At 75.5% G+C, this 19042-nt stretch carries 23 protein-coding genes; 12 read left to right on the top strand and 11 right to left on the bottom strand.

What is annotated here, in order from left to right; translation table 11 throughout:
• Window positions 1–7: 7 nt before the first annotated feature.
• Entirely contained in the window at window positions 8–511 is a 504-nt protein-coding gene (locus ACIPM1_RS16230; protein WP_402434517.1) for a hydrogenase maturation protease, read from the bottom strand.
• Between the two features lie 303 nt (window positions 512–814).
• Between ACIPM1_RS16230 and ACIPM1_RS16235 the strand changes: the two genes are divergently transcribed.
• From ACIPM1_RS16235 to ACIPM1_RS16265, 7 genes are read left to right on the top strand one after another with little or no spacing between them, the layout of a single operon-like run.
• Entirely contained in the window at window positions 815–1981 is a 1167-nt protein-coding gene (locus tag ACIPM1_RS16235; RefSeq protein ID WP_402434520.1) for a 4Fe-4S dicluster domain-containing protein, read from the top strand.
• Window positions 1978–2433, top strand: a complete 456-nt coding sequence (locus ACIPM1_RS16240; protein WP_356188717.1) for a cyclic nucleotide-binding domain-containing protein — start codon at window positions 1978–1980, stop codon at window positions 2431–2433. Before ACIPM1_RS16235 ends, ACIPM1_RS16240 begins: the two co-directional genes overlap by 4 nt.
• On the top strand, window positions 2433–3251 hold the full coding sequence (locus ACIPM1_RS16245) for an FAD/NAD(P)-binding protein (protein ID WP_402434524.1): 819 nt from the start codon (window positions 2433–2435) through the stop codon (window positions 3249–3251). The genes ACIPM1_RS16240 and ACIPM1_RS16245 overlap by 1 nt, the downstream gene beginning before the upstream one ends.
• Before the next feature lies 1 nt (window position 3252).
• Window positions 3253–4095 (top strand): oxidoreductase, encoded by an 843-nt coding sequence (locus tag ACIPM1_RS16250; protein WP_402434527.1) that lies wholly within the window; start codon window positions 3253–3255, stop codon window positions 4093–4095.
• Complete coding sequence (locus ACIPM1_RS16255) at window positions 4092–5423, top strand: Ni/Fe hydrogenase subunit alpha (RefSeq protein ID WP_402434530.1); 1332 nt, start codon at window positions 4092–4094, stop codon at window positions 5421–5423. The genes ACIPM1_RS16250 and ACIPM1_RS16255 overlap by 4 nt, the downstream gene beginning before the upstream one ends.
• Window positions 5424–5441: 18 nt before the next feature.
• Window positions 5442–6107, top strand: a complete 666-nt coding sequence (locus ACIPM1_RS16260) for a CBS domain-containing protein (protein WP_356188723.1) — start codon at window positions 5442–5444, stop codon at window positions 6105–6107.
• 7 nt (window positions 6108–6114) lie between these two features.
• A complete protein-coding gene (locus ACIPM1_RS16265; RefSeq protein ID WP_402434534.1) occupies window positions 6115–6417 on the top strand; it encodes a hypothetical protein in 303 nt (100 codons plus the stop codon).
• Between the two features lie 115 nt (window positions 6418–6532).
• Here the strand turns inward: ACIPM1_RS16265 and ACIPM1_RS16270 are convergent, their stop codons facing one another.
• From ACIPM1_RS16270 to ACIPM1_RS16300, 7 genes are all read right to left on the bottom strand, one after another.
• Window positions 6533–6952, bottom strand: coding sequence for an Hsp20/alpha crystallin family protein (locus tag ACIPM1_RS16270; protein WP_402434537.1), 420 nt, complete (start codon window positions 6950–6952; stop codon window positions 6533–6535).
• Window positions 6953–7070: 118 nt separating this feature from the next.
• Window positions 7071–7790, bottom strand: a complete 720-nt coding sequence (locus ACIPM1_RS16275) for a CBS domain-containing protein (protein ID WP_402434540.1) — start codon at window positions 7788–7790, stop codon at window positions 7071–7073.
• A 216-nt stretch (window positions 7791–8006) separates the two neighbouring features.
• A complete protein-coding gene (locus tag ACIPM1_RS16280) occupies window positions 8007–8846 on the bottom strand; it encodes a universal stress protein (protein ID WP_402434543.1) in 840 nt (279 codons plus the stop codon).
• A 241-nt stretch (window positions 8847–9087) separates the two neighbouring features.
• Window positions 9088–9528 (bottom strand): pyridoxamine 5'-phosphate oxidase family protein, encoded by a 441-nt coding sequence (locus ACIPM1_RS16285; protein WP_402434852.1) that lies wholly within the window; start codon window positions 9526–9528, stop codon window positions 9088–9090.
• Window positions 9529–9707: 179 nt separating this feature from the next.
• Window positions 9708–10388, bottom strand: coding sequence for a helix-turn-helix domain-containing protein (locus tag ACIPM1_RS16290; RefSeq protein ID WP_402434547.1), 681 nt, complete (start codon window positions 10386–10388; stop codon window positions 9708–9710).
• A gap of 19 nt (window positions 10389–10407) precedes the next feature.
• Window positions 10408–11478, bottom strand: a complete 1071-nt coding sequence (locus tag ACIPM1_RS16295; RefSeq protein ID WP_402434550.1) for a zinc-dependent alcohol dehydrogenase family protein — start codon at window positions 11476–11478, stop codon at window positions 10408–10410.
• Window positions 11479–11527: 49 nt separating this feature from the next.
• The gene (locus tag ACIPM1_RS16300) at window positions 11528–11674 is read right to left on the bottom strand and encodes a hypothetical protein (protein ID WP_402434553.1); all 147 of its coding nucleotides are present in this window, start codon (window positions 11672–11674) and stop codon (window positions 11528–11530) included.
• Window positions 11675–11817: 143 nt separating this feature from the next.
• Here ACIPM1_RS16300 and ACIPM1_RS16305 point away from each other — a divergent pair, with 143 nt between their 5' ends.
• From ACIPM1_RS16305 to ACIPM1_RS16320, 4 genes are all read left to right on the top strand, one after another.
• Window positions 11818–12219 carry an STAS domain-containing protein gene (locus tag ACIPM1_RS16305; protein WP_402434556.1) on the top strand — a complete coding sequence of 134 codons (402 nt, stop codon included), beginning with the start codon at window positions 11818–11820 and terminating at the stop codon, window positions 12217–12219.
• Window positions 12220–12340: 121 nt separating this feature from the next.
• Window positions 12341–12931, top strand: coding sequence for a hypothetical protein (locus tag ACIPM1_RS16310; protein ID WP_402434559.1), 591 nt, complete (start codon window positions 12341–12343; stop codon window positions 12929–12931).
• Between the two features lie 179 nt (window positions 12932–13110).
• Window positions 13111–14445 (top strand): phosphoribosyltransferase family protein, encoded by a 1335-nt coding sequence (locus tag ACIPM1_RS16315; protein ID WP_402434562.1) that lies wholly within the window; start codon window positions 13111–13113, stop codon window positions 14443–14445.
• Window positions 14446–14496: 51 nt separating this feature from the next.
• Window positions 14497–15636, top strand: a complete 1140-nt coding sequence (locus tag ACIPM1_RS16320; RefSeq protein WP_402434565.1) for a site-2 protease family protein — start codon at window positions 14497–14499, stop codon at window positions 15634–15636.
• A 146-nt stretch (window positions 15637–15782) separates the two neighbouring features.
• Here ACIPM1_RS16320 and ACIPM1_RS16325 read toward each other — a convergent pair whose 3' ends face one another.
• Together ACIPM1_RS16325 and ACIPM1_RS16330 are read right to left on the bottom strand one after the other, a co-directional pair.
• Entirely contained in the window at window positions 15783–16289 is a 507-nt protein-coding gene (locus ACIPM1_RS16325) for a flavodoxin domain-containing protein (protein ID WP_402434568.1), read from the bottom strand.
• 55 nt (window positions 16290–16344) lie between these two features.
• Entirely contained in the window at window positions 16345–17070 is a 726-nt protein-coding gene (locus ACIPM1_RS16330; RefSeq protein WP_402434571.1) for a CBS domain-containing protein, read from the bottom strand.
• A 283-nt stretch (window positions 17071–17353) separates the two neighbouring features.
• Here ACIPM1_RS16330 and ppk2 point away from each other — a divergent pair, with 283 nt between their 5' ends.
• Window positions 17354–18157: a polyphosphate kinase 2 gene (ppk2, locus tag ACIPM1_RS16335; RefSeq protein WP_402434574.1), complete on the top strand. Its 804-nt coding sequence runs from the start codon at window positions 17354–17356 to the stop codon at window positions 18155–18157.
• 13 nt (window positions 18158–18170) lie between these two features.
• Here ppk2 and ACIPM1_RS16340 read toward each other — a convergent pair whose 3' ends face one another.
• Window positions 18171–19037 carry a universal stress protein gene (locus tag ACIPM1_RS16340; protein ID WP_402434576.1) on the bottom strand — a complete coding sequence of 289 codons (867 nt, stop codon included), beginning with the start codon at window positions 19035–19037 and terminating at the stop codon, window positions 18171–18173.
• Between the last annotated feature and the right edge of the window lie 5 nt (window positions 19038–19042).

A 19042-nucleotide genomic window follows, 5' to 3' on the forward strand; every position in this document is an offset into this window, starting at 1 on the left:
CGTGCCGTCACGGGTGTCGGTGCGCCGCCGCCACCCGGTGCCGGACGATCTCCTCCTCCACCCGCTCGGCGAGGAGGCCGACCGCCGACGCGACGGGCGGGGACAGCCCCTCCCCGGCCGAGGTGTCGGCCGCGGCGACGGCGTACGCCACCAGATGACCGGGCAGACGGTCCAGCGCCCGGCCCAGTTCGATTGCCTCGCCCAGACCGTGCGCGCCCATCGCGCCCGGCCGGCGCAGCTCGGCGCCGGGCAGGTCGAGCCGGTAGACACGCCCCGGGTCGCCGTCACGGGCGGGGGCGGACTCCAGCACGACGGCGAGTCCCGCGTGGTCCCACAGCCTGACGAGCCGCCCCGGATCCGGTTCGGCGCACTCCGCGAGCACCGTGCCCGGCGGCAGCGGCCGGCCGGCGGCCCGCTCCCGCAACCGCGCCAGCACCGACCGGCCGAGGCCCTGGTCGTGCCGCGCGGGGTCCCCGACGGCGACGACCGCGATACGTGTGGGGACGGTCATGGTTCCTCTCCCTCCACCCCCTCCGCCTGCCGCTCCCCCGGTCCGCCGGACGCCCGGCCGGTCCCTCCAGCGTGCGGGGCCGCGGGCGCCCTGCCATGGGCCGAAGGGCCCCGGCGGGCGGCTGCGCGGCCCTCGCCCCGGTGGGGTCCCGCCCGGAAACCGGCCCTCGCCCCGGTGGGGCGCGCGCCCGCACCCGCTCCTTGGGCCGAAGGACCCAGGTTCGGGCCCGGGTGGCCCGTGGTGTGCCGTGGCCCCCGGGCAGACGCTGAACTCAGCAGGCCCACGGCAGCCCGGAGGGCGACGATGACCGACAGCCGCACGACCGCCGTCCTGGACAGGAACGGTCTGGACGCTCTGGTGCGGACCCTGCGCGCGCGGGGCCGGACGGTCGTCGGGCCGACCGTCCGGGACGGCGCCGTCGTGCTCGCCGAACTGTCGTCGGCGGACGAGCTGCCCTTCGGCTGGGGGACCGAGGTCGAGGCGGGCCGCTACCGTCTGGTGCCCCGCGCCGACGGAGCCGCGTTCGCGCACACCACCGGTCCGCACTCCTGGAAGGCGTTCCTGCATCCGGAGCGGGAGAAGCTGTGGAGCGTGGACCGCGCGCCCGACGGCGGCCTGACCGTCACCGAGGAGCGTCCCGCGCGGCCGTCGTACGCCTTCCTCGGCGTGCGCGCCTGCGACCTGCGGGCCATCGCGATCCAGGACCGGGTGCTGACCGGCGGCCGCTACGAGGACCCCGGCTACCGGGACCGCCGCACCGGGGCGTTCCTGGTCGCCGCCGAGTGCACCGAACCGGGCGGCACCTGCTTCTGCGCCTCCATGGGCAGCGGCCCGGCGGCCGACGCGGGCTTCGACCTGGCGCTGACCGAACTCGTCGACGGCGGCGGGCACCGCTTCGTCGTCCGCGTCGGCAGCGAGGCCGGTGACGAGGTCCTCTCCGCCCTTCCGCACCACCCGGCCGATCCCGCCGCGGACACCGCGGCGGCCCGCACGGCCGTGGACGGCGCCCGGGAGCGGATGGGCCGGTCGATGCCGCCGGTGGACCTGCGCGCGCTGATGGCCGAGAGCCTGGAGGCCGACCGCTGGGACGACGTGGCCGCCCGCTGCCTGACCTGCGGCAACTGCACCATGGTCTGCCCCACCTGCTTCTGCACCACCACCGAGGAGGTCACCGACCTCACCGGAGACCACGCCGAGCGCTGGCAGCGCTGGGACTCCTGCTTCGACCTGGACTTCTCCCGCCTGCACGGCGGCCCGGTCCGGGCCTCGCCGCGGGGCCGCTACCGCCAGTGGCTCACCCACAAGCTCTCCACCTGGTACGAGCAGTTCGGCAGCTCCGGCTGCGTGGGCTGCGGACGCTGCATCACGTGGTGCCCGGTCGCCATCGACATCACCGAGGAAGCGACGGCACTGCACGACGAACTCGCCGACCGGTTGCGGCGGCAGGAACGAGAGGAGCGGGAGCGATGACCTCCACCACCACCCTGGCCGCGGCCCTGCCGGCCGAGCACCGCGAGCGGCTGATGAGGGTCGCCCACGAGGTCTCCTTCGACATGGGCGCCAGGCTGTTCGAGGAGGGCCGGCACGCCGACCATTTCTGGATCATCAAGACCGGCACCGTCGCCCTCGACCTGCACGTCCCCGGCCGGCGCGCCGCCGTGATCGAGTCCCTGGGACACGGCGAACTGGTCGGCTGGTCCTGGCACTTCCCGCCCTACGTCTGGCAACTGGGCGCCGAGGCCATGAGCCCGGTGCGGGCCTGGGAGTTCGACGCCGCCACGGTGCGCAGGATGTGCGAGGAGGACCCGGAGTTCGGCCGGGCCGTCGCGGTCTGGGTCGGCCGGGTGGTCGCCCACCGGCTGCACTCGTCCCGGATCCGGCTGCTCGACCTCTACGCCCCCTACGGCAGCGGGAGCAGGTGATGACCGAGGGCCCGGTGCCGTACCGGGTGACGCGGACGCGCCGGGAGACGGCCGACACGGTCAGTCTCCTGCTGGCGCCGGCCGGCCCGGCGGTGCTGCGTCCCTTCGCGCCCGGGCAGTTCGCCATGGTGTACGCCTTCGGGGTAGGGGAGATCCCGGTCTCGGTGTCGCGCATCGACGGCCGGGAACTGGGGCACACCATCCGCGCGGTGGGGGCCGTGTCCGCGGCGCTGACGGCCGTCGAGCCCGGCACCCAGGTCGGGCTGCGCGGCCCCTTCGGCACCGGCTGGGACCTCGAACAGGCTGCCGGGCAGGACCTGCTGGTCGTGGCGGGCGGCATCGGCCTCGCCCCGCTGCGTCCGGTGGTCCAGGCCGTCCGGGCCGCCCCGGGGGCCTACGGGCGGCTGAACCTCCTCGTGGGCGCGCGGACCCCCGCGGACCTGATCTACGCCCACCGGCTGCGCGCCTGGACGACGTCCCCGGGACCGCCGCACTGCCAGGTCACCGTCGACCGCCCCCTGCCCGGCTGGCGGGGCCACGTCGGTGTGGTCACCACCCTGCTCAACGGCGCCCGGTTCGCCCCCCGGAACACCACCGCCTTCGTGTGCGGTCCCGAGGTGATGATCCGCGCCACCGCCCGCGACCTGCTGCACCGCGGGCTTCCCCCCCGGCGGATCCGGGTCTCGCTGGAGCGCAACATGCGGTGCGCCACCGGCCACTGCGGCCACTGCCAGCTCGGCGGCGTGCTGCTGTGCCGCGACGGCCCGGTGATCGGCTGGGACCGGGCCGTCTCCCTCCTCTCGGTGCGGGAGCTGTGACATGACCGGCCGAAGCGGCGGCACGACGTACGGCGGCGGTGGCACGACCGCTCCCCCGGCGCCGCGCCCGCCCACGCTCGCGGTGTTCAAGCTGGCCTCCTGCGACGGCTGCCAGCTCACGCTCCTGGACTGCGAGGACGAACTCCTCGCGCTGGCGGGCCGGGTGCGCATCGCGCACTTCCTCGAGGCGTCCAGCGCCGTGGAGCCGGGGCCGTACGACCTGGCGCTCGTGGAGGGGTCGGTCACCACGCCCGCCGACGCGGTCCGGGTGCGGGAGATCCGCGCCCGGTCCCGCTTCCTGGTCACCATCGGCGCGTGCGCCACCGCCGGCGGCATCCAGGCGCTGCGCGACTTCGCCGACGTGGAGGAGTTCACCCGGGCCGTCTACGCGCGCCCCGACTACATCGACACCCTCGCCACCTCCACGCCGGTCGCGGCCCATGTGGACGTCGACTTCGAGCTGCGCGGCTGCCCCATCGACCGGGGCCAGCTGATCGAGGTGATCACGTCGTTCCTGTCCGGGCGCGGGCCCGACGTGCCGAACCACAGCGTGTGCTTCGAGTGCAAGCGCCGGGGCACGGTCTGCGTCACGGTGGCCCACGGCACCCCCTGTCTCGGCCCGGTCACGCACGCCGGGTGCGGCGCGCTCTGCCCGGCGTACGGCCGTGGCTGCTACGGCTGCTTCGGCCCGTCGGGGTCGCCGAACCTGCGCGCGATGATCCCGCTGCTGCACCGCGACGGTCTGGACGACCTGGCCGTCGAACGGCTGCTGCGCACCTTCAACGCGACCGCCTTCGCCGAGGTGCTGCCCGGCACCCCGCCCGGCGCCGAGGAGGAGACGTGACCCATCGAGGATCCCGCGTCCTGCGGGTCGGCGCGCTCGCCCGGGTGGAGGGCGAGGGCGCGCTGCACCTGCGCCTCGCCGGAGACCGGGTCGAGGAGGCACGGCTGTCGATCTACGAACCGCCCCGGTTCTTCGAGGCGTTCCTGCGCGGCCGGGGGTACACCGAGCCGCCCGACATCACCGCCCGGGTGTGCGGGATCTGCCCGGTGGCCTACCAGACCAGCGCCTGCCGGGCCGTCGAGGACGCCTGCGGCGTCACCGTCGACGGGCCGATCGGCGCACTGCGCCGGCTGCTGTACTGCGGCGAGTGGATCGAGAGCCACGCCCTGCACATCCATCTGCTGCACGCGCCCGACTTCCTCGGCTGCGCCGACGCCGTCGAGCTGGCCCGCACCCAGCGCGCCGCGGTGGAGCGGGGGCTGCGCCTGAAGCAGGCGGGCAACGCGCTCATGGAACTCCTCGGGGGCCGCGCCATCCACCCGGTCAACGTCCGTGTCGGCGGCTTCCACCGGGCGCCCACGCGGGCCGAACTGCGCCCGTCGGCCGAGCGGTTGCGGCGGGCCGCCGACGACGCCTGGGAGACGGTGCGCTGGGCGGCGTCCTTCGACTTCCCCGACGCCGCCGTCGACGCGGACCTGCTGGCCCTGACGCTGCCGGACACCTACGCCATCGACGCGGGCACCCCCACCGCGCTGCGCACCGACGGCACCCTGACCGCCTTCTCCGTACGGGAGTTCCCCGACCACGTCCGCGAGGAGCAGGTGCCGCACTCCACCGCGCTGCACTCGCGGCTGGACGGGCGGCGCCATCTGACCGGCCCGCTCGCGCGGTTCGCGGTCGGCGGGGCCGGGCTGTCCGCCACCGCGCGGCAGGCCGCGGTCGAGGCGGGGCTGGGGGATCCCGGCGAGGGGGCCGTGTGCCGCAACCCCTACCGCTCGATCCTGGTACGGGCCGTCGAGGTGGTGTACGCGGTCGACGAGGCCCTGCGCCTGATCGACGCCTACGAACCGCCGGACCGCCCGTACGTCGACGTACCCCCCGCGGCCGGCACCGGGCACGGCGCCTCGGAGGCGCCACGCGGCCTGCTCTACCACCGCTACCGGCTGGACGCGGAGGGCACCGTCACCGACGCCCGCATCGTGCCGCCCACCGCGCAGAACCAGGGCGCCATCGAGGACGACCTGATGCGGGCCGCGCAGGCGGCCCTCGCCGGGCGCGAGGTGGACGACGAGGAGCTGACGCACCTGTGCGAGCGGACCATCCGCAACCACGACCCGTGCATCTCCTGCTCCACCCACTTCCTCGACCTCACCGTCGACCGCACCTGACACCCCGAGGAGAAGACCATGCACGGCAGCCCGCACATCGTCAGCGACGTCATGACGCACACCGTCGTGGCCGTGGGCCGCGACGCCCCGTTCAAGGACGTCGTCCAGCTCATGGGGCAGTGGAAGGTCAGCGCCCTTCCCGTGCTGGAGGGCGAGGGCCGCGTGGTCGGCGTCGTCTCCGAGGCCGACCTGCTGCCCAAGGAGGAGTTCCGCGACAGCGATCCCGACCGGTTCACGCAGCTGCGCCGGCTGTCCGACCTCGCCAAGGCGGGGGCGCTGACCGCCGGTGAGCTGATGAGCGCCCCGGCCGTGACCGTCCATCCCGACGCCACTCTCGCCGAGGCCGCCCGCATCATGGCCCAGCGCAAGGTCAAGCGGCTGCCCGTCGTCAACGACGAGGGGATGCTCGAAGGCGTGGTCAGCCGGGGGGACCTGCTGAAGGTCTTCCTGCGCACCGACGACGACATCGCCGAGGAGATCCGGCGGGAGGTCGTCTCCGTCCTCTTCCCCGCCCCCGTCGAACCGATCGGGGTACAGGTGTCCGACGGCGTGGTCACCCTCAGCGGCCGCATCCGGGACACCTCGCTGGTGCCCGTCGCCGCGCGCCTGGTGCGCGCCGTGGAGGGCGTCGTCGACGTCGAGTGCCACCTCACGAGCGGGTCGGCGCTGACCGAACCGCGGTGACCCGACGGTGAAGCACCTCGACGAGTACCGCGATCCGGCCCTGGCCCGGCGGCTCCTCGACGAGCTGGGCCGCATCGCGACACGGCCGCTCGTGGTCGCGAACGAGGGCTGCCTGGCCGGGTTCGTGGCGCCGCCGCGGCCGACGAGGCGCCGGCGGCCCTTCGTTCGCTCCCGGAGGGCCGGGACGCGGTCCGCGTCGGCGAGGGGCTCGCGGACGGCCCGCCTCGGCCGGGTGACGCTGCGCACGCTGGTGGGCGCCCGGCGCGTGCTGGACCTGCCGCTCGGCGAGCTGATGCCGCGCATCTGCTGAGCAGGCGCCGCACGAGCGCGGGGACACGTGTGCGCGGCCGGTGGGGTCCACCGGCCGCGCACAGCGGGTACCACCGGCCGCGCACAGCGGGTCGGCGTACGGCGCCCTCGCGCGCTCAGCCGTGCCGCACCGGGATGGTCCTGGGACCCGGCTTCTCCTCCTGGACCGGGACCGCGATGGTCAGCACACCGTCCTTGTACTCGGCGGTCGCCTCGTCGCCCCGGGCGCCGGCCGGGAGCCGGACGGAGCGGGCGAACGTGCCGTAGCGGAACTCGGTGCGGTGCCTCTCCTCGGTCTTCTCGCTCCGCTCGGCGCGCAGCGTCAGGACTTCCTCGGTGACGGTGATCTCGACGTCCTTCGCGGGGTCGATGCCCGGGAGCTCCGCCCGCAGCACGTACGTCCCGTCGGCCATGTGCTCCTCGATCGGGATGCCGTGCGGTCCCGCCGCGTACCTGCCCGGGAACCCGGCCTCGGCCCAGCCGAACAGGTCGGGCAGTGTCGGCCTGCCCGGCGGCCACTCGATCACGCCGCTCATGTCGCCCTCCTTCTCTCCTGTCCCGCCGGGCGCCCCGTGTGGACACCCGGGGGAGCGCGTGGGCCGGCCGTTCCGGCCCGGGCCCGCTTTTCGGGCCCTGGTGTGCCCGCGGCCGGCGTCAGGCGGCGCCGGCGCCCGGCGGCCGCGGGGGCGTCCGGTCACTGACCAGGTCCGGTTCGAGGACGGGCCGTCGGCGCGGTCCCGCGAGCGCGCTGTGCACGTCCACCACGCCCTCCACCGAGCGCACCAGGCGTACGGCGAGCGGGACCAGGGACGTGTCGGGGACGTGGCCGGTGAGCCTGACCACTCCGTCGCGCACCTCCACCCGGACCGCGTCGAGCGGGACCGGGAAGCGGCCGGCGACGATCTCCCGGCGGATCTCGTCGGCGATGTCCTCGTCGCTCCGGAGGAAGATCTTGAGCAGGTCCGAACGACTGACAATGCCCTTGAGCACGCCGTCGTCCGCGACGACCGGAAGCCGCTTCACCTGGTGGCGGGCCATGACGCGGGCGGCCTGGGTGAGGGTGGTGCCGGGGCGCACGGTCACGGCCGGGGTGCTCATCAGCTCCTCGGCGGTCACCGCCTCCGCCTTCGCCAGCTCGGACAGGCGGCGCAGTTCCGCGCGCCCGTCCGGGTCGCTGTCGCGGAACTCCTCCTTGCGCAGCAGGTCGGCCTCGGAGACGACGCCGATCACGCGGCCGTCGCCGTCCAGTACGGGCATCGCGCTGACGCCCCACTCCCCCATGGTCCGGACGATCTCCTTGAACATCGCCCCGCCGGCGAGGGCGACGACGGTGCGCGTCATCACGTCGTTCACGGTGTACCGGGCGCCCTGCATGGCGGCCTCCCGCGTGCTCGATTGCCTCAGCCGACATCTTCAGAGTGGTCCACCCGGAGGCCCGGGACATGGGCCGAAGGGCCCCGGGCGGGGCGCCGGCGGGCTCTCGCTCGCGTCGGCCTGCGGGCTCCCCTCGGCCGGTGGACTCTCATCGGCCGGTGGCCGCCACCGCCCGCGGGGCCGCGCCCGGCACCGGCACCCGTCTCCGGGCGGCGTTCACTGGGCCGGGATCACCGCCACGGGGCAGTGGGAGCGGTGCAGGAGGGTGCGGGCGAGCGAGTGGGGGCGCGGACGCAGCCGGCCCTCGCGGCGCCGGGCGGCGACCACGACGACAGCGGCCTCCCGGGTGGCCTCCAGCAGCGCCCGGGCCGGCGCAGTGCGGGCTCCGGCCTCCCCTTCGACACCCCGGGGGCGGCGCTCGCGCGGACCGGCGGGGCCGGGACGGGGCACGGCCTCCGCGGCCCGCTCCCGCCGCCCGGGCCGCTCCCCGCCGGGGACGGCCGCCGGGACCGGCGCGGGCGGTTCGGACGCGCCGTGCCGGGGGGCCGCGGCGTGCAGCACCCGCAGCCGGGCCCCCCGCCGCTCCGCCTCCTGGAAGGCGAACCCGGCGGCGTCCGTACCCGCGTCGTCCGCGTCGTCCGCGAGGCCCAGCAGGACGTCTCCGCGGCGGTCGCACGGCCGGTCCCCGCGGACGACGAGCAGCGGCCCGTGCGCGTGCGCGGCCAGCCGCAGGCTCACCGAGCCCAGCAGCCGGCCGGCGATCCCGCCGAGCCCCCGGCTGCCCACGACCGTCAGGGCCGCTGCCCTGCTCGCGCCCGCCAGTGCCCGTACGGCGTCACCCTCCGCGGCGACGGTCAGCACCGGCAGCCGGGGCCGGCGTGCGCGCACCCGGGCCGCGGCGAAGGCCAGGACCGGCCCGGCCTCGTCCCGGTCGGGCACGGCGTACACCACGTGCAGGGCGAGGCCGCGGCGGGCCGCCTCGTCCGCCGCCCAGTCCAGGGCACGCACCGAGACCACCGAGCCGTCCACGCCGACGGCCACATGACGGTCAGCCATGTCTTCCTCCCCTTCCGGGCGCCGCCCGCCCGTCCCGGGGCACCCGGGCGGCTCCCCGGACGATGCTCGTACCGCCCCGGCGTCCCGGGCAGGGGCCGCGGGATCCCGGCGGCACGCCGAACGGCCCCTTGCGGCAGCGCCGTTCGGCTCCCTCCCGGGCAGGGGCACAGGGGGGCCGTCGCGTGTGCGTGCGGTGTCCCGGAGGGCGACGGGGGCTCAGAAGGTCGGGTCCAGGCCGTACTCAGGAGGTCGCGTCCAGGCCGTACAGGGTGCGGCCGCCGACGAGCGCGCGGCCGGTGACCAGTTCGGGCTCGATACGGACGAAGACCTCCTGCGGCGAGGGCACCCAGGAGCGCGGGCCGCTGCGGGCGAGCCGCTCGTGCTCGGCCGCGTCCCTGATCACGGAGGCGGAGCCGGTGACGACGACGCTCCACCCCGCGTGGGTGGCCGCGTCCACCTCGTCGGCCTCGAAGGCGACGATCGCGCCGTCGATCGCGCGGACCAGCTCGGAGGCCGCCGACGTGCGCAGCAGGACCGCGCCGTCGCTGTCGAGGCAGAAGTTGACCGGAAGCACCGCGGGCAGGGCGTGCCGCGTGTGGACGATGCGCCCGACCGGCACCGTCCCCAGCAGCTGCAGGCACTCCTGGCGCTGCAGTTCGCGGAATCCGTCGTTGAAGTACATCAGCGGGATCGTCTTTCGCCTGGTCATGCGGTACTGAGTGACTCCATGCTCGGTCGGGGCGGGGGCCGGGGAGGAGGGCCGTCGGTCCCGGCCCGGCCGGAGAAGGACCCGGTTTCGGCCGGTCCGGCCGGAGAAAGGCCCCCTCCGCCCGGACCGGGCCGGAAGCCCGCCCGGTGCGTTCAGACGGTGATGCGGCGGCCGGTGACGACGAGCGGGTCGATGCGCACCCACACGTCGCGCCGCCCGCCCGTCCAGGGCTCGCTGTGCACGCTCTCGGTGAGCCGGCGGACGTCGTCGGGATCGGCGACGACGCGGGCGTGCCCGCGCACCAGGACGCTCCAGCCCTGGCTGAAGACGTCGTCGATGCGGTCCACCTCGAACGCCACCTGGCAGCCCGCGGCCTCGAACAGGGTCGTGCCGGGGGCGGTGCGGAACACGACGGCACCCTCGACGACGCTGTAGTTGACGGGCACGATGACCGGCCCCGACAGGGTCGGCACGGCCACCCGGCCCACCCCGTGACTCGCGAGCAGGTCCCGGCACTCGTGCGCGCTCAGCCTGCTGAACACGGGAGCCCGCGCGGCCCGGCCCGGACCGGGCGGCAGATCGGCGCTGCCCCCGGACAGGTCGGCCACCGTGGTCTCCAGGGCCGCCGCCAGTCTGCTGAGCACGCCGGGGCCCGGGGCGGCGCCCGGGTGCTCCTCCAGGTACTGGAAGTAACTGGGCGCCATGCCCGCCCGGACGGCCGCCTCCTTGCGGGTCAGGCCGACCTCGGTACGCCGCCGCGCGAGACGGCGCCCGAGGTCGCCCAGGGGCGGGCCCTCGACCGGGTGGGACTGCGGCACTGCCGGTTCGGCCATGGCCCGTTCACTTCCTCCGTCAGGCCGCGTGCACGGCGACGACCTCGCGCTGCGGTCCGCCCAGGACGACCTTGAGGGCGCCGGTGTCGGAGGCGTTGCCGAAGACCTCGTACGCCTCCTCCATGCGGTCGAGCGGGAAGGTGTGGGTGACCAGCTGGGAGGTGGGCAGCCGCCCGGCGGCCGCCATCCTCAGCAGCGTGGGCGTCGAGCTGGTGTCGACCAGTCCCGTCGTGATGGTCACGTTCTTGATCCACAGGTCTTCCAGGTGCAGCGTGGCGGGCCCGCCGTGCACCCCGACGTTGGCCACGTGCCCTCCGGGCCGCACCATGCGGGTGCACAGCTCGAAGGTCTCCGGCACGCCCACCGCCTCGATCACCACGTCCGCGCCGAGTCCCCCGGTGAGGTCGGCGATCAGCTGCTCGGGGGCCTCGCGGGCGTCCGCCACGGCCTCGGCGCCGAGTTTGCGGGCGGCCTCCAGGCGGGCGGCGGCCACGTCCACGGCGACCACGCGCTCGGGCGCGAACAGCCGGGCGGTGGCGATCGCCGCGAGTCCGATGGGCCCGGCCCCGACCACGGCGACGGTGTCCCCGGGCCGCACCCGCCCGTTCAGCACGCCCACTTCGTAGGCGGTCGGGAAGATGTCGGCCAGCAGGACGCCGTCCTCGTTGGTCACGGCCGCTGGCAGCGGGTGCACCGAGAGGTCGGCGTAGGGCACCCGGACGTACTCCGCCTGGGTTCCGTCGATCCGGTGGCCGAGGATCCAGCCCCCGCCGCCGAGGCACTGCCCGTACATGGCCTCGCGGCAGTAGCGGCAGCGCCCGCACGCGGTGATGCAGGAGACCAGGACCCGGTCCCCCGGCCGCACGCTGCGCACGTCGCCGCCGATCTCGACGATCTCGCCGACGGCCTCGTGCCCCAGCACCGTGCCGGGGCGCACCTCGGGCACGTCGCCCTTGAGGATGTGCAGGTCCGTACCGCAGATGGTGACGGCGTCGACGCGGACGATGGCGTCGGTGGGCTCCTTGAGGTCCGGGTCGGGGACCTCTTCCCAGGCGGACTGTCCGGGGCCGTGGAAGACGTAGCCTTTCATGGCGCTCCTCACCCTCTTGGTCTCCGGCTCTCGCGCACCGGCTGTTGCTCTACGGCTTGCTCTGCGCTGTCGCTGTCAGTCGCTCCGGCGGGACCCGGTCCCGCGGACCGCCGTCGGCGGACACGCGGCCGGACACCGGCTCGATGCCGGGATTGCCCCGCAGGTCCAGCTTGTCCGGCGGCCCGGGGATCCGCATGGGCCGGTCGGCCCCATGGCCCGGCCGACCGGGGCGGCTCCCCCGCGCACGGCGCGTGCGCCCCGTCGGGGCGCCGGCCGGCGGGCCGTATGGGGCCGACCGGCCCTTCCGCCCGTCCGGCCGCCGCCGCTTGGCTCGTGACCATGCCCGACAGTTCCCTCCACTCCCCCGTGCCGCACACGCGACGCACGGCCGGCGGTGCCACCGTCGTGACCCTGAGCGGGGAGATGGACCTCGCCACGACGGTGTTCCTGCGCACGCACCTCGACGCGCTCACCGCCGCGCCCCGGCCGGACCTCGTCCTGGACCTGCGTCCCGTGCCCTTCGTCGACTGCGCGGGGCTGGGCCTGCTGTGCCGGGTGCGGAACCGGGTCGCGGCCCGCGGCGGGCGGCTACGGCTGCTCACCGGCAGCGCCGCGTTCCTGCGGCTGCTGCGGCACGCCGGACTGTCCGGCGTCTTCGAGGTGCTGCCGGACCGGGCGGCGGAGCGGATCGCCGCACCGGTGTGCCCGCGGCGTCCCATGGTCCCCACCGGGCAGGGCTGACCGGCCCTTCGGCGCGGACCGGGTGGGCCCGGTCGGACCCCGGACGTCACCTGGTCGGCCCATGCCGCCGCCCGCGCCCCGCTGCCACCTTCGAAGCATGAGGACGAGGAGGTGGCGACCGATGAGCGGCACGAGGGGCACACGGCGAACCGGCGGGCGGCTGTGGCGGTGGCGGCGCAATCCGCTGCGACGCCACGACGACGTGGTGGAGGCCTGGGTCCTGCTGGTGATGTGGGTCGTCATCGTGGTGGGCGGCGCGATCGCCGGCGTGGTGACGGCGCTCGCCGCCGACCGGGAGTTCGCCGGGCAGCGCGCCGACCGGCAGGCCGTCCGGGCGGTCCTGCTCACCGACGTCCCGCTGGGCACGTCCTCGGCGGGGAGCGAGAGTTACCGCGCTCCTGGGCAGGTCCGCTGGACCGCCCCCGACGGCACCACCCGCACGGGGCGGACCCTGGTGAGCACCGGGCTGCGGTCCGGGTCCACGGTCACGGTCTGGCAGGACGGGCACGGCGTCCTCACCACCGAGCCGCCCGGTGCGACCGAGGCGGCCATCGAGGCCGGTCTCTTCGGCTCGGCGGCCGCGCTGGGCTTCGCCGGCCTGGCGTTCGGCACCGGCGCGCTCGCGCGGTGGCGCCTGGACCGGCACCGCTACGCGCAGTGGGGAGCCGAGTGGGAGCTCGTGGGCCCGCGGTGGAACCAGAAGACCGGTTGAGCCGCCACGCCTCCCGGTGACCTCGCCGCCCTCCGCGCCCTCGCCTCCCTCCGCGCAGCACAGGCCGAACGGCCCCTTTCCAGGGTCGGTCGCCCCTGCCCCGGCCGCTGCCGGCGCGCTGCAATGGCATGAGGTGGCCCGCCACCCCGCGCCGCCGGAGCACCACGAGGAGGTGGCGCATGCGTTTCGAGAACCGCGCGGACGCCGGGCGTCGCCTGGCCCGGTGCCTGGAGTACTTGCGCGGCACCAGGGCGGTGGTGCTCGGGGTGCCCCGGGGCGGGGTCCCGGTCGCGTTCGAGGTCGCCCGGTGTCTCGGCGTGCCGCTGGACATCGTCGTGGTGCGCAAGCTGCGGGTGCCGTGGCAGCCGGAGCTGGGGTTCGGGGCGATCGGCGAGCACGGGGTGCGCGCCCTGGACGCGGACGTGCTCCGGGAGAGCGGACTGAGCCGGGCCGAGCAGGAGACCGTGGAGCAGGCCGAACGGGCCGAGCTGCAGCGCCGTGCCGTCCGCTGCCGCGCCCGTTTCGCCCCGGCCTCCCTGGAGGAGAGCACCGCGGTGGTCGTGGACGACGGGCTGGCGACGGGGGCCGCCGTCGAGGCCGCCTGCCGGGTGGCCCGGGCCCGCGGCGCCGTCCGGGTCGTGCTGGCCGTCCCGGTCGCCCCCGAGCGGGCGCTGCCGCATCTGCGCACAGTGGCGGACCAGATCGTCTGCCTGCAGGCGCTGCGCCACGTCGGTTCGCTCGGCGCCTGGTACCGGGACTTCCCCCGGGTCACGGACGATGAGGTGGCCGCGCTGCTGAGCGAGGCCGGCCGGTCCGCTCCGGCCCCCCGGATGCCGGCCGCCCCGGACCGGCCCTCTCCCGGCCGGGAGGTGGAGGTGCCGGCCGGCCGGGCGCGGCTCGCGGCACGGCTCACGCTGCCCACCTACGCCCGCGCGGTGGTGACCTTCGCGCAAGGCAGCGGCAGCAGCAGGCACAGCCCGGGAGACCAGTGCGTCGCCGACGCCCTCCAGCGGGCGGGCCTGGGCACGCTGCTGCTCGACCTGCTCACCGAGGACGAGGCGCGCAACCGGCACAACGTCTTCGACATCCTTCTGCTGGCCCGCCGCCTGGACGCCGCGGCCCGCTGGCTCCGGCGCGAGACCGCCCTGCCCGTGAGCTACCTCGGGGTGAGCACGGGCGCCGGCGCGGCCCTGGAGGCGGCCGCTTCGGACGACGACATCCGCGCCGTGGTCTCCCGCGGCGGCAGGCCCGACCTGGCCAGTCCGGCGGCCCTGGCCCGGGTGCGCGCGCCGACCCTGTTCGTCGTCGGCGGTCTCGACACCCGGGTGCTCAGCCTGAACCGGCTCGCGGCCGACTGGATGCACTGCGACCACCGCGTCGCCGTCGTCCCGGACGCCACGCACCACTTCACCGAGCCCGGGGCCCTGGATGCGGTGGCGGAGCTGGCCCGGGACTGGTTCACCGCCCATCTCGTACGGCCGTACGCGCAGGCCCCGCCGCTGAAGCCCGTCTGACGGGAGCGAGGCGGCAGAGAACAGGACACCAGTCCGGGAGTGAGAGGTGCGGTGAACGAGACACTGTCCTTGGGGCGGATCGCCGGTGTCCGCGTGGGACTGCACTGGAGCGTGCTGGTCATCGTCGTCCTGGTGGCCCTGATGCTGGCGCGCGGCCGCTTCCCCTACGCGCACCCCGGCCACTCCCCCCTGGCGTACTGGGCGCTCGCCCTGCTGACCTCCGTGGTGTTCATGGCGTCGCTGCTGGCGCACGAACTCGCGCACGCGGTCGTCGCCCGCCACAACGGGGTCCAGGTCGACGGCATCACACTGTGGATGCTCGGCGGCGCCGCCCGGCTGCGCACCGAGGCCCCGACTCCCGGAGCCGAGCTGCGCATCGCCGGCGTCGGCCCGCTGACCAGCGTGGTCGCCGGCGGGGTGTTCGCGGGCCTGGCGGTGTGGCTTCAGGCGCTGCGTGTGTCGGGCCTGGTGGTGGAGGCGGTCGCCTGGCTCGCCGCGATCAACATCCTGCTGGCCGTCTTCAACGCGCTGCCGGCCGCCCCGCTGGACGGCGGACGGCTGCTGCGGGCGTTCCTGTGGCACCGCACGGGAGACCGGCTGCGCGCGACCCGCGGGGCCACGGCGGCGGGGCGCGCGCTGGGCTGGTTCATGGTGGTCACCGGGTTCGCCGCGGTGCTGTTCGCGAGCAGTCTGTCCGGGCTGTGGGCCGCGCTGATCGGCTGGTTCCTGATCGCCACCGCGACGGCGGAGGCCCGCCAGGCCGAGCTGCACACGATGCTGGACGACGTCCCGGTCCGCCGGGTCATGACGGCCGACCCGGTGAGCGTGCCCGCGGCGGCGACCGTGGAGCAGTTCCTGTCGGCGGGCCCCTTCGGCGCCTACCGTCATTCCACCTTCCCGGTGCTGGCCGAGGACGGCACGGTGGTGGGGCTGATCACCGTGCACCTGATCAACCAGGCGCCCGCGCCGGAGCGTGCCACGACGACGATCGCGCAGCTGATGCGCCCGCTGTCCGAGGTCCCGACGGCGGGCCCGGACGAGCCGGTCCTCGACCTGTTGCAGCGCCTGGAGTCGAGCCGGGACCGCCGGGCGCTCGTGCTGGAGGAGGACCGTCTCGTCGGCATCGTCTCGCTCGCCGACATCAGCCGGGCCCTGACCTGGCTGACCACGGCCTCCGGGAGCCGTTCCTGACGGTCCCGTCGCCCACGTGCGGACCGTGCACGGAAAACGCCCTGGCGGGTGGACGGCCCGTCCACCCGCCAGGGCACCCACCCGCCAGGGCACCGCCAGCCCGCGGCTTGCCGCGGGCTGGCGGTGCCCCCTTTCCGGTCACAGCACTAGCGCCGCCCGGCCGCCGTCAGCTCCTGTCCGACCCGGTCCGCCCAGGCCTGGACGGCGGTGAAGTCGCGGAAGTCGCCGCCCCTGCCGGAGCGGACGATCATCCGTGCCATACGGCCCTTCGCCCCCTCCTCCAGCCGGCCCCCGAACGTCGCGTGCCCGATGACGTCCAGCTCCGTCATCGCGCGGCGCACGCCCGGCACGGGCGGGATGTCCCGCTCCGACGCCGAGGCGTCGAGCGGCCCGCTGCTGAAGAACCACAGCGGCCGGCCCGCCAGGGACCGCCGGTGGCGCCGCACGAAGCGGCGGGCGTCCTTGTGCCAGCGTCCGGCGTACAGCCCGCCGCCGACCACCACGGCGTCGTACGGCTCCACCGCGGTCACCGACCCGGCGGGCAGCGCCTCGGCGTCGAGCCCGTCCTTGCGCAGGACCTCGGCGACCGCTTCGGCGATCTGCGCCGTCGACCCGTTCTTCGTCCCGTAGGCGACCAGCACCCTGTCCGGCATCACGCTCGCCCTCCTTCCACCGTCCGTGCCGTGCCCCTGCCGGGTCCGCCGGCGCTCACCTGCCGCGCAGCCAGTCGTCGGCCACGCCGTGCAGGGCCTGGTCCTCGGGCTGGATCCGCGAGTCGTCGAATCGGTAGGTCAGTTTGTCGATGACGTCGACCACGCCGTCGATCTGCCGGGTCATCGACACGGCGATCTCGGCCTCGCTCCGGCGCTCCAGGTGGCCCATCAGTGTGACGACGCCCTCCGCCACCGAGACCGCGACGCTGAGCGGCGCCAGCCACAGGGCCCGCACCAGCACCTCGTCCACGACCTCGGCGCGGATCTCCGCGTCGGGCCGCAGGAAGACCTGCAGCAGGTCCCGGCGGGTGACGATGCCGACCAGCCGGTCCTCCTCGTCGAGCACCGGCAGGCGCTCGACGTGCCGCTGGGCCATGGTCCGGGCGGCCTCGGCGATGCTGTCGTCGGCGTGCACGGTGACGGGCGGCTCGGTCATCAGCCGGCCGGCCGTGCGGGCCCCGGACTTCGCCGCCCGCCGCCGGCCCGCGCCCGTCAGCGCGCCGATCCGGAGGTGCCGGCGCGGTCCGGTGGCGGCCCCGGCCTGCCGCATCATCAGGTCCGCTTCGGAGATGACGCCGAGGACCCGGTCGTCCTCGTCCACCACCGGCAGTCCGCTGATCCGGTGATCGGCGAGCAGCCGCGCGACCTCCTTGAACGGAGTGGCGTACTCGGCCCGCACGACCTCGTCGGTCATCACGGACCCGACCTTGTTCTGCTTCATGTCCGTTCCCTCCTCGGCGGAGCCGCCGGCGGGGCCGGAAGCCCTCCGTCCGGCGGGACCGCCGCCGGACGGGACACCTCCGTCGATACGAGCATCCAGCGGCCGGGGCCCGTGACCCATGGGCTGACCGGGGGCGATCCGGGGGCCGGTCGGCCCCGGGGCCGGGCCGGTCGCCGCGACGCGGGTGCGCGGCGGGCCGCCGGAAAGTACGGTGGCGTCCTGGTGTGCGACCTTGGGCAGGGGTGGCTCCGTCCGCTGCGACGGGGCGCCGGGTGGAGGCGGCATGGCCGAGAGCAACGCGGCGGAGCTGCCGCGCAAGAAGTACGAGAAGGAACTGCTGCGCCTGCAGATCGAGTTGGCGAAGCTGCAGGAGTGGGTGCGGGCGGACGGCGTCCGGCTGGTCGTCGTCTTCGAGGGGCGGGACGCGGCCGGGAAGGGCGGCACCATCAAGCGGGTGACCGAGAACCTCAACCCGCGCATCGCCCGGATCGTGGCGCTGCCCAAGCCGACGGAGCGCGAGCGCACCCAGTGGTACTTCCAGCGGTACGTCGAGCAGTTGCCGGCCGCCGGGGAGATCGTGCTGTTCGACCGGTCCTGGTACAACCGCGCCGGTGTCGAGCACGTGATGGGCTTCTGCACCAAGGAGGAGCACCGGCGCTTCCTGCACCAGTGCCCGATCTTCGAGCGGATGCTGGTGGAGGACGGCATCCTGCTGCGCAAGTACTGGTTCTCGGTGAGCGACGCCGTGCAGCAGGAGCGCTTCCGGCGCCGTCTGGAGGACCCGCTGCGGCGCTGGAAGCTGTCCCCGATGGACCTGGAGTCCATCACCCGCTGGGAGGCGTACTCGCGGGCGAAGGACGAGATGCTGGTGCACACCGACATCCCCGAGGCGCCGTGGTACGTCGTCGAGAGCGACGACAAGCGCCGCGCCCGGCTGAACATGATCGCCCATCTGCTGGACTCCGTCCCCTACCAGGAGGTGGCGCCGCCGGTCCTGGAGCTGCCGGGGCGGCCGCGGCGGACCGGGTACGAGCGCCCGCCGCGCGATCTGCAGACCTACGTCCCCGATCACGCGGCGCGCCTGTGATCCGTGGCCCCGCTCAGGCCCGTTCGGGTACCACGGCGACCGGGCAGGCCGAGTGGTGCAGCACGGTGTGGGCGACCCGCCCGAGCTGGAACCCGAGGTGGCCGGGGCGGCGCCGGGTGCCGACGACCAGCAGGTCGGCCTCGTGGGAGGCGGCCAGCAGCACCTTGCGGGCCGGCCCCTCCACGGTGCGGCGCTGCACCTTCGCCTGCGGCGGGACCTCCCGCAGCGCTCCCTCCAGCGCCTCGGCGGCCCGCTCCTCGTACACCCGCTCCGGTTCCCCGGCGATCAGCGGGTGGTCGACGGTCTCGTGTGCGGGGCAGCGCCAGGCCCGTACGGCCTCCAGCGGGACCCCGCGCCGCTCGGCCTCCTGCACGGCGAAGCGCACCGCCGCCGAGGGCGCGTCGCCGACACCGACGACGATCCGGCCGTGCACCCCCGCCCTGGCCTGGTTGTCGTTGTTGCCGCGCAGCACGATCACCGGGCAGTCCGCGTGGGCGGCCACGAACAGGCTGACCGAGCCGAGCAGCAGGTCGGCGACGCCGCTGCGGCCCCGGGTGCCGAGGACGAGGGCGGCGGCGTTGTGGCCCTCCTTCACCAGCGCGTACTCCGGTTCCTCGGGCAGCGACTCGGTGGTGACCGCCAGCTCGGGCCGGCGGCCGCGGGCGCGCCGGGCCGCGGCCTCGACGATGTCCTGGGCGCGTACCTCCTCGGACGGCTTGCCGAGGTCCCGGGCCAGCGCGGCGCCCTCGTACCGCTCCCAGAGGGAGGCGTAGACCAGGCGCAGCGCGACACCGCGCAGGGCGGCCTCGTCGGCCGCCCAGTCGACGGCCCGCAGACTCGGCTCGGAGCCGTCGACACCGACGACCAGCGGAAGTTCCATCGTGC

The organism is Streptomyces sp. NPDC086766, assembly GCF_044746005.1.
GTDB lineage: Bacteria > Actinomycetota > Actinomycetes > Streptomycetales > Streptomycetaceae > Streptomyces.